Origin of the sequence: Mesorhizobium sp. M7A.F.Ca.ET.027.02.1.1, assembly GCF_004022985.1 — a bacterium.
GTDB lineage: Bacteria > Pseudomonadota > Alphaproteobacteria > Rhizobiales > Rhizobiaceae > Mesorhizobium.
The window spans coordinates 1-7,499 of the sequence record NZ_RZOL01000303.1 but is presented as its reverse complement, the minus strand read 5'-3'; the positions used below and the strand labels follow the sequence as shown (position 1 = coordinate 7,499).

Annotated in this window: 9 protein-coding genes and 1 pseudogene; 7 read left to right on the top strand and 3 right to left on the bottom strand. The window is 63.5% G+C overall.

The features are described from left to right. Positions 1-149 (bottom strand): annotated as a pseudogene (locus EN749_RS26070) (keto-deoxy-phosphogluconate aldolase); the annotation flags it as partial. A 287-nt stretch (positions 150-436) separates the two neighbouring features. Here EN749_RS26070 and EN749_RS26065 point away from each other — a divergent pair. The 3 genes from EN749_RS26065 (at position 437) to EN749_RS26055 (ending at position 3,227) form a co-directional block, all read left to right on the top strand. After that, on the top strand, positions 437-1,357 hold the full coding sequence (locus tag EN749_RS26065; RefSeq protein ID WP_127399049.1) for a rhodanese-related sulfurtransferase: 921 nt from the start codon (positions 437-439) through the stop codon (positions 1,355-1,357). A gap of 117 nt (positions 1,358-1,474) precedes the next feature. Continuing rightward, positions 1,475-2,212 (top strand): tellurite resistance TerB family protein, encoded by a 738-nt coding sequence (locus tag EN749_RS26060; RefSeq protein ID WP_128364236.1) that lies wholly within the window; start codon positions 1,475-1,477, stop codon positions 2,210-2,212. A 259-nt stretch (positions 2,213-2,471) separates the two neighbouring features. Next, positions 2,472-3,227 carry an SDR family oxidoreductase gene (locus tag EN749_RS26055; protein WP_128288437.1) on the top strand — a complete coding sequence of 252 codons (756 nt, stop codon included), beginning with the start codon at positions 2,472-2,474 and terminating at the stop codon, positions 3,225-3,227. Here the strand turns inward: EN749_RS26055 and EN749_RS26050 are convergent, their stop codons facing one another. Then, positions 3,228-3,593, bottom strand: a complete 366-nt coding sequence (locus tag EN749_RS26050) for a YciI family protein (protein ID WP_128364235.1) — start codon at positions 3,591-3,593, stop codon at positions 3,228-3,230. 152 nt (positions 3,594-3,745) lie between these two features. Continuing rightward, positions 3,746-4,930: a pyridoxal phosphate-dependent aminotransferase gene (locus EN749_RS26045; RefSeq protein ID WP_127268080.1), complete on the bottom strand. Its 1,185-nt coding sequence runs from the start codon at positions 4,928-4,930 to the stop codon at positions 3,746-3,748. An 83-nt stretch (positions 4,931-5,013) separates the two neighbouring features. On the opposite strand from EN749_RS26045, the gene EN749_RS26040 reads away from it, so the two are divergent. The 4 genes from EN749_RS26040 to EN749_RS26025 all read left to right on the top strand — a co-directional run. Next, complete coding sequence (locus tag EN749_RS26040) at positions 5,014-5,700, top strand: GNAT family protein (protein WP_128364234.1); 687 nt, start codon at positions 5,014-5,016, stop codon at positions 5,698-5,700. A gap of 10 nt (positions 5,701-5,710) precedes the next feature. Beyond that, entirely contained in the window at positions 5,711-6,694 is a 984-nt protein-coding gene (locus EN749_RS26035; RefSeq protein ID WP_128364233.1) for a cation diffusion facilitator family transporter, read from the top strand. A gap of 89 nt (positions 6,695-6,783) precedes the next feature. Further along, positions 6,784-6,996 carry a hypothetical protein gene (locus tag EN749_RS26030; protein WP_128364237.1) on the top strand — a complete coding sequence of 71 codons (213 nt, stop codon included), beginning with the start codon at positions 6,784-6,786 and terminating at the stop codon, positions 6,994-6,996. 16 nt (positions 6,997-7,012) lie between these two features. Beyond that, a partial coding sequence (locus EN749_RS26025; protein WP_128364232.1) for an NAD-dependent epimerase/dehydratase family protein occupies positions 7,013-7,499 on the top strand: 487 nt, incomplete at its 3' end.

The following is a 7,499-nucleotide window of genomic DNA, read 5'->3' as shown; positions in this document are numbered from 1 at the left end:
GTCCTCAGCGTGATCTCGATTGCCGGCAGGCCGCCGCGCGCCAGCGCGCGCGCCAGCGGCACGGCATTGGCGATATCAGAGATCTTCAGCACCGGGATGACCGGCTGGCCGTTGAGGAGCGACAGGAGTTTTTCGGTCTTGCTGGGCATGTGTCTCTCCGTGGCGTGGGCAATTCAACCGATTAGCAGAAGGCCGTTTTCCTGTCCACGAAACCGGCCGTGTCGCGATGTCACGTGTCGCCCATGCTCGCCAAGCTTAGCGCGGCTGCCAGCTCGGCGGTGCCGGCAGCTTTGTCAGGATAGGAATTTTTTCTTGACTCCCTGATCTCAGCTATGGTATAAATTCGCCTATGGTGCAGATTTGCGCCCGTGACCTCCGAACAGGATGCCTGCTATTGCCTTGAATAGGCTTTCGTGAGCGTCTAGTGGCTTCGGCAATGACATCACTTCCACCCTTCCGCGTCGCAGCGCTCTACCGGTTTGCCCGGCTCGACGCTTTCGAAGAACTGCGCGCGCCGCTCGCCGCCTTCTGCTGCGGGCGCGGCATCAAGGGCACGCTGCTGCTGGCGCATGAAGGCATCAACGGCACCGTCGCCGGCAGCGAGGCGGCAATTGCCGAACTGATCCTGTATCTCGAAGCCATCGAAGGGCTGGCGGGCCTCGAGGTCAAGTACAGCGCAGCCGCGGACATGCCGTTCCACCGCATGAAGGTGCGGCTGAAGCGCGAGATCGTCACCATGGGCGTCGACGACATCGATCCTTCGAATAGTGCCGGCACCTATGTCGCGCCGACCGACTGGAACGCTCTGATTTCGCAGCCCGGCACTGTCATAATCGACACGCGCAACGCCTATGAGGTGTCGATCGGCACATTCAAGGGGGCGATCGATCCGGCCACCGCAAGCTTTCGCGAGTTCCCGGCCTGGGTGGAAGCGCACCGGGCGGAGCTCGAAGGCCGCAAGGTGGCGATGTTCTGCACCGGCGGCATACGCTGCGAAAAGGCAACCGCCTATGTCAAATCGCTCGGCTTCGAGGATGTCTTCCATCTCAAGGGCGGCATCCTCAAATACCTCGAAGAGGTCCCGGCCGAACAGAGCCTCTGGCAAGGCGAATGCTTCGTCTTCGACGAGCGCGTTTCGGTGTCGCACGGCCTCGCCGAGGGCGAAGCGGAACTGTGCCGCGCCTGCCGGCACCCGCTGACACCGGGCGACCTGACGTCGCCCAAATTCGCCGCCGGTATTTCCTGCCCGCATTGTTTCGAGGCGCGTTCGAACGAGGACCGCCAGCGTTATGCCGAGCGCCAGCGCCAGGTCGAGCTTGCGCAGGCGCGGGGCAGGGGTCCGCATATCGGCTCCTGATCCGGGCATCAAGCTGCTGCAAAGCGGCCGCCTGTCATTGCAATGTCAAGTTTCGGGACCTACGTCTTCGACGTTCGAAACCTGCCCGTTCGGCCGGGCAAATCCTGGAGGCACTGAATGTTCGATCCCAAGAAGCTTCTCGACGATCTGCTCGGCTCGCAAATCCCCGGCACCAGCGGCACCGTTCGCGACAAGGCGGGGCAGGCCGTGCAGATGGCCAAGGACAATCCGCTGGCCGCCGGCGCACTGGCCGCCGTGCTGCTTGGAACTGGTGCCGGTCGTAACGTGACGGGCGCCGCGGTGAAGCTTGGCGGACTGGCTGCCATCGGCGGCCTCGCCTACAAGGCCTACCAGAACTACAAGGCCGGCAACGCACCCGCCGAAGCACCGGCGGCCGGCGAACCGGAATTGCTGCCGCCGCCCAAGGACACCGCCTTCCACCCGTCGCAGGCGCCGCAAGGCGAGGACGAATTCACGCTGACCCTGATACGGGCGATGATCTCGGCGGCAAAAGCCGATGGCCATATCGACGATGAAGAGCGCCAGAAGATCGCCGGCAAGCTCAGCCTGGCCGGCATAGACTCCGATGCTGAAAAGTTCCTGATGGCGGAGCTGGCAAGCCCGCTCGACCTCGACACGCTGGTCGCCGGCGCCAAGACCGATGCGCAGAAGCTCGAACTCTACACGGCGTCGCGCCTGACCATCGATCCCGACACCCGCGCCGAGCGTGGCTACCTCGACCTGCTTGCAGGCCGGCTCGGCCTGCCGGACGCGCTGCTCGACCATGTCGAGGCAACGGTTTCGGCGGCCAAGGTGCCGGCCACGGCAGGGACGTCACCCAATCCGCGCTGGTAGGCCAAAACGGCACAGGAGGCGCTTTCCGGGTTAACCTCTCGTTAACCCAGCAAGCGCATCATTCAACATAGTCGGATCGGCTTTTCCTCCTCCCAAGCCCGGTTCAGATCAGGGGCGGTCGCCAATGGCCGCCCTTTTTGTCGGCCCGATCGGATGGACACGCTTGCCATCTCCGCCGTCATTTGCGATGCCTTCCTTTTTCGAGCCAAACCCCTGAAAATCAGTCGAGCAAGCGCAGCGCTGCCGGAGGACAACAGCCATGACCGAGCAAAGAACCGCCATCGTCACCGGGGCCGGCACGGGCATCGGCAAGAGCGTCGCCACGGCGCTGCTCAAGAACGGCTGGAACACGGTATTTTGCGGGCGCCGCAAGTCGGTGCTGGACGCTGCGGTCGCCGAGGCCGGCCGCAACGACGCCAAGGCCTTGGCGGTAGCCTGCGATATCAGCAAGGCAGGCGAGGTCGACGATCTGTTCGAGACCGTGGCGGCGGCCTTCGGCCGTGTCGACCTGCTCTTCAACAATGCCGGCATGGGCTACAAATCGACGCCGATCGACGAGATACCGGTCGAAGTGTGGAACGATATCGTCGGCGTCAATCTCACCGGTTCGTTCCTGTGTGCCCGTGCCGCCTTTGGCGCCATGCGCAAGCAGAAGCCGATGGGTGGCCGCATCATCAACAACGGTTCGGTGTCGGCCTATGCGCCACGCCCGGGCTCGGTGCCCTACACGGCGACCAAGCATGCCATCACAGGACTGACCAAGACGCTGGCGCTCGACGGCCGGCCCTATGACATCGCCTGCGGCCAGATCGACATCGGCAATGCGCTGACCGACATGGCGCAGCCGATGACGGTCGGCGTGCCGCAGGCCAACGGCTCCATATCAGCCGAAGCGGTGATGGATGTTCAGCGCGTCGCCGACGCCGTCGTCCACATGGCCAGCCTGCCGCTCGACGCCAACGTGCTGTTCATGACCGTCATGGCGACCAAGATGCCGTTTGTCGGGCGTGGGTAGTCATTCTCCCAGTAGCTCTGTGCCGGGCAGATAGAGCGCGATAGGACGGATCTCGTAGACGGCGGTCGGATTGACGCGACGAAAGTCGCGCGCGATAGCGATGGCATCGTCCCGCGTCGGGCAGTCGACGACATAGAGGCCGAGAAGCTGTTCCTTGGTTTCGGCGAAGGGGCCGTCGACGATCATGCCGTCGCGCAAGGTGCAGGCCGATTGTGTCGCGCCAAGCCGCGCCGACGGGCCAAGGCTGCCGTCGGCATAGAGCCCTTCATGGATCTTGAGCAAGTCAGCCATCAGCGCCGTATCTTCCTGCGGCGTCAGCGCCTTGATTGCGTCTTCCACATGATAGGCAAGGATTGCATAGAACATCCGATGTCACCCCCACTTCGATCCTGATCCGAGGACCGTAGCCGTTCTCGACATGCACGCCCAGTCTTGGCCGCGCGCCTCCGGACGGCTCATGACACCGTCATGCCACAGCCGCAAATTGTCCGGAAGAGGACAGCGGGCCGCTTTCAGGCTTACTTCGCCAGGAAGGCCCCGATCCGTTCCAGCGCCCGCAAGATGTTCTCCTCGGAATTGGCGTAGGAGAGCCTGATATAGCCTTCGCCGAGAATGCCGAAATCGGGACCGCCGATCAGCGCCACGCCGGCCTCGTCGAGCAGCGCCGAGGCGAGTTTCTTGGCTTTCCAGCCGGTCTTCGAGACGTTGGGGAAAGCGTAGAACGCGCCTTTGGGCGTGATGCAGGACATGTTGGGCAGGGCATTCAGCCCCTCGACGACGATCTTCCGGCGGCGGTCGAAGGCGCGCATCATATTGGCGACATCGTCCTGCGGGCCGTCGATTGCGGCGATGCCGGCGAACTGGCTCGGCGCGTTGACGCAGGACCAGCAGTTGACCGCCAGCTTGCGCACCTTGTCGTAGAGATGGGCGCCCTTGTCGCCATTCGGCCAGATCGACCAGCCCATGCGCCAGCCGGTCATCGCCCAGGTTTTCGACCAGCCATTGAGCACGATCAGCCGGTCACGGATTTCGGGAAAGCCGAGCAGCGAGCAATGCGTCTCGCCATCATAGGTCATGACGTCGTAGATCTCGTCGGAAAGGATGGCGACCTGCGGATGCGCCTCCAGCCCCTTGACCAGTTTCTCGATCTCGGCACGGGGCGTCACACCGCCGGTCGGATTGGCGGGCGAGTTGAGGATCAGCAGCCTGGTCTTCGAAGTGATCAGCGCCAGCGTCTCCTCGGCGGAGAAGGCAAAGCCGTTTTCCTCGCGCATCGGCACGGGAATAGGGGCTGCACCGGTGAACTCGATCATCGAGCGATAGATGGGGAAGCCCGGATCGGGATAGAGGATTTCGGCGCCAGGTTCGCCGAACATCAGGATCGCGGCGAACATGGTTGGCTTGCCACCGGGCAGGATCATTACCGTTTCGGGCGATACTTCGACACCGGTTGTGGTCAGCGTGCGGCGCACCACCGCCTCGCGCGTCGCCAGCAGGCCATTGGCCGGCGTGTAGCCGTGATGGCCGTCGCGCAGCGCCTTGATCGCCGCCTCGACGATGTGCTGCGGCGTCTTGAAGTCGGGCTGGCCGATGCCGAGATTGACGATGTCGCGGCCTTGTTGGGCAAGTGCTGTGGCCCTCGCGAGCACGGCAAAGGCGTTTTCCTCGCCAAGGCGGTCGAAGGCCGAAATCGTGTGGAGCATTTTTCCCGTCCGTGTGGTTCTTGCTGTTGGGTCGCGTTTTTGTGAGCTTCGGCTGGCAAAAGTCAAACGGATTGGAGCTTTCGGTGTCGGAAAATCTCAGGGATTGGCAACCGCGCCCGCGGCCCGAACGCAAGACCATCGACGGAAGCACTGTCCGGCTCGAACCGCTGAGTGCTGCAAAACATGGCGATGGCCTCTATGAAGCGTCCTCCGTGTCCGACATCGACGGCCGCTTCGCCTGGTTGCCCGATTATCCGCCGGAGACCCGCGCCGCCTTCCAGCCATGGCTGGACAAGGTCGAGGCCAGCGAGGATCCGCTGTTCTTCACCGTCATCGACAAGGCCAGCGGCAAGGTCGCCGGGCGCCAGACGCTGATGCGCATCGACACGGCGTACGGCGTCATCGAGATCGGCAACATCTATTGGGGGCCGCTTATCTCGCGCAAGCCGGGAGCAACCGAAGCGCAGTTCCTGTTCATGAAATACATCTTCGACGAGCTCGGCTACCGCCGCTACGAATGGAAGTGCAACAACCGCAACGAGCCATCGAAGCGGGCCGCCGAACGGTTCGGCTTCAAGTTCGAAGGCATTTTCCGCCAGCATCTGATCGTCAAGGGTGAAAACCGCGACACTGCGTGGTATTCGATCATCGACAAGGAGTGGCCGGCGCTGCGCAGTGCCTACGAGGCGTGGCTCGATCCGGCCAATTTCGATGGCGACGGCCAGCAGAAGCGACGGCTCGAGGATTGTCGCGCGGAATTCGGCGCTTAGGAGTTCGCCATTGGCACATACCGACGATCACAGCGGGCACGATCACATTGGGCACGATCATGGGCCCGGCCATGTGCATGGCTCGACCGATAAGAAACGCGTTCTGATCGCAGCCTGCCTGACCGGCGGCTTCATGGTCGCCGAAGCGCTTGGCGGCATCCTCACCGGCTCGCTGGCGCTGCTGGCCGATGCCGGCCACATGCTCGCCGACTCGATCGCGCTCGGCCTTGCCTGGTATGCCTTCCATCTGGCTGGCCGCCCGGCGACCATTCGCCTCACCTATGGCTTCGGCCGGGTCAAGACGCTGGTGGCCTATACCAACGGCATCGCCATCTTCGTCATCGCGCTGTGGATCGTCTACGAGGCCTGGGGGCGCCTGCAGGCGCCGGCACCGGTGCTTGGCGGGCCGATGCTGGTGGTGGCGATCCTCGGCCTGTTGGTGAACATCGGCGCGTTCTTCGTGCTGCATGGCGGCGACCGCGAAAGCCTGAACATGCGCGGCGCCATCCTGCATGTGCTTGGCGACCTGCTCGGCTCGGCGGCGGCCATCGCGGCGGCGCTGGTCATCCTGGCGACCGGCTGGACGCCGATCGACCCGATCCTGTCGGTCCTGGTTTCACTGCTGATCCTCTACACGGCGTGGTCGCTGATGCGCGAAGCCGCCCATGTCCTGCTCGAGGGCGTGCCGCCACGCCTCGACCGCGATCTGATCGCCAGGGATCTCGAGGCGACCGTCCAGGGAGTGCGCGAAGTGCACCATATGCATGTCTGGTCGCTTGATGGGACCAGCAACATGGCGACGCTGCATGCCTGTCTCGACGAGGGCGTCGATGCGCATCAGGCGGTGAGTGCCGTCAAGAAGCGGCTTGCCAGCGAGCACGGCATCAGCCATGCCACCGTGGAACCGGAATTCGGCCAGTGCGCCGACGATGGCGACGAGCACGACCATGGGCACGGGCATGAAGCGGCTGCATATCACGACCATCATCACTAGGACCGATCGATCGATGTCGATTGGTTCTGCCTCGGGAGTTGCAAAACCTTGAAAACCAGCTTGATGAACACCCGCTGCCCTGGTGCGGCGTGATGGATCGTGACACCAGCAATGCTCTTATCGCTGCAGTGTGGATCATGCTGCTGTTCGGTATCGGCGCCTACTACCTGCCGACCGTGATGCTGGCACTGGGCAGCTTTTCGACGGTGCTAGCCGGCGCCTTTGGCATCGTCTTCGTGCTGGCGTTCTTCTCGGTGTTCTGGTTGCGGGCCCGCAACCAGCGTAAAAATCAGGGTAAATAGGCAAGGGATTTTCGATATGCGCATTCTGATCACTGGCGCCGCGGGTATGGTCGGCCGCAAGCTCATCGCCCGGCTGGCCAAGGACGGCACGCTGCGCGGCCGCAAGATCACGGCGCTTGATTTACACGATATCGTGCCGCCACAGGCCCCGAGCCTGGATGGCGTCAGCGTCACGCTGCACACTGGCGATCTCGCCGAAGCAGGGGCCGCTGAGCGCCTGGTCGCATCGCGCCCCGACGTCGTGTTCCATCTTGCCGGCATCGTGTCGGGCGAGGCGGAAGCGAATTTCGATCTCGGCTACCGCGTCAATCTCGATGGCACGCGGGCCTTGTTCGATGCCATCCGGCTGGCGGGCTTTGCGCCGCGCGTCGTCTTCACCTCGTCGATCGCGGTGTTCGGCGCGCCGTTTCCGGATGTCATTCCCGACGACTTCCATCCGACGCCGCTGACCTCCTACGGCACCCAGAAGCAGATGAGCGAAGCGCTGCTGGCCGACTATACCA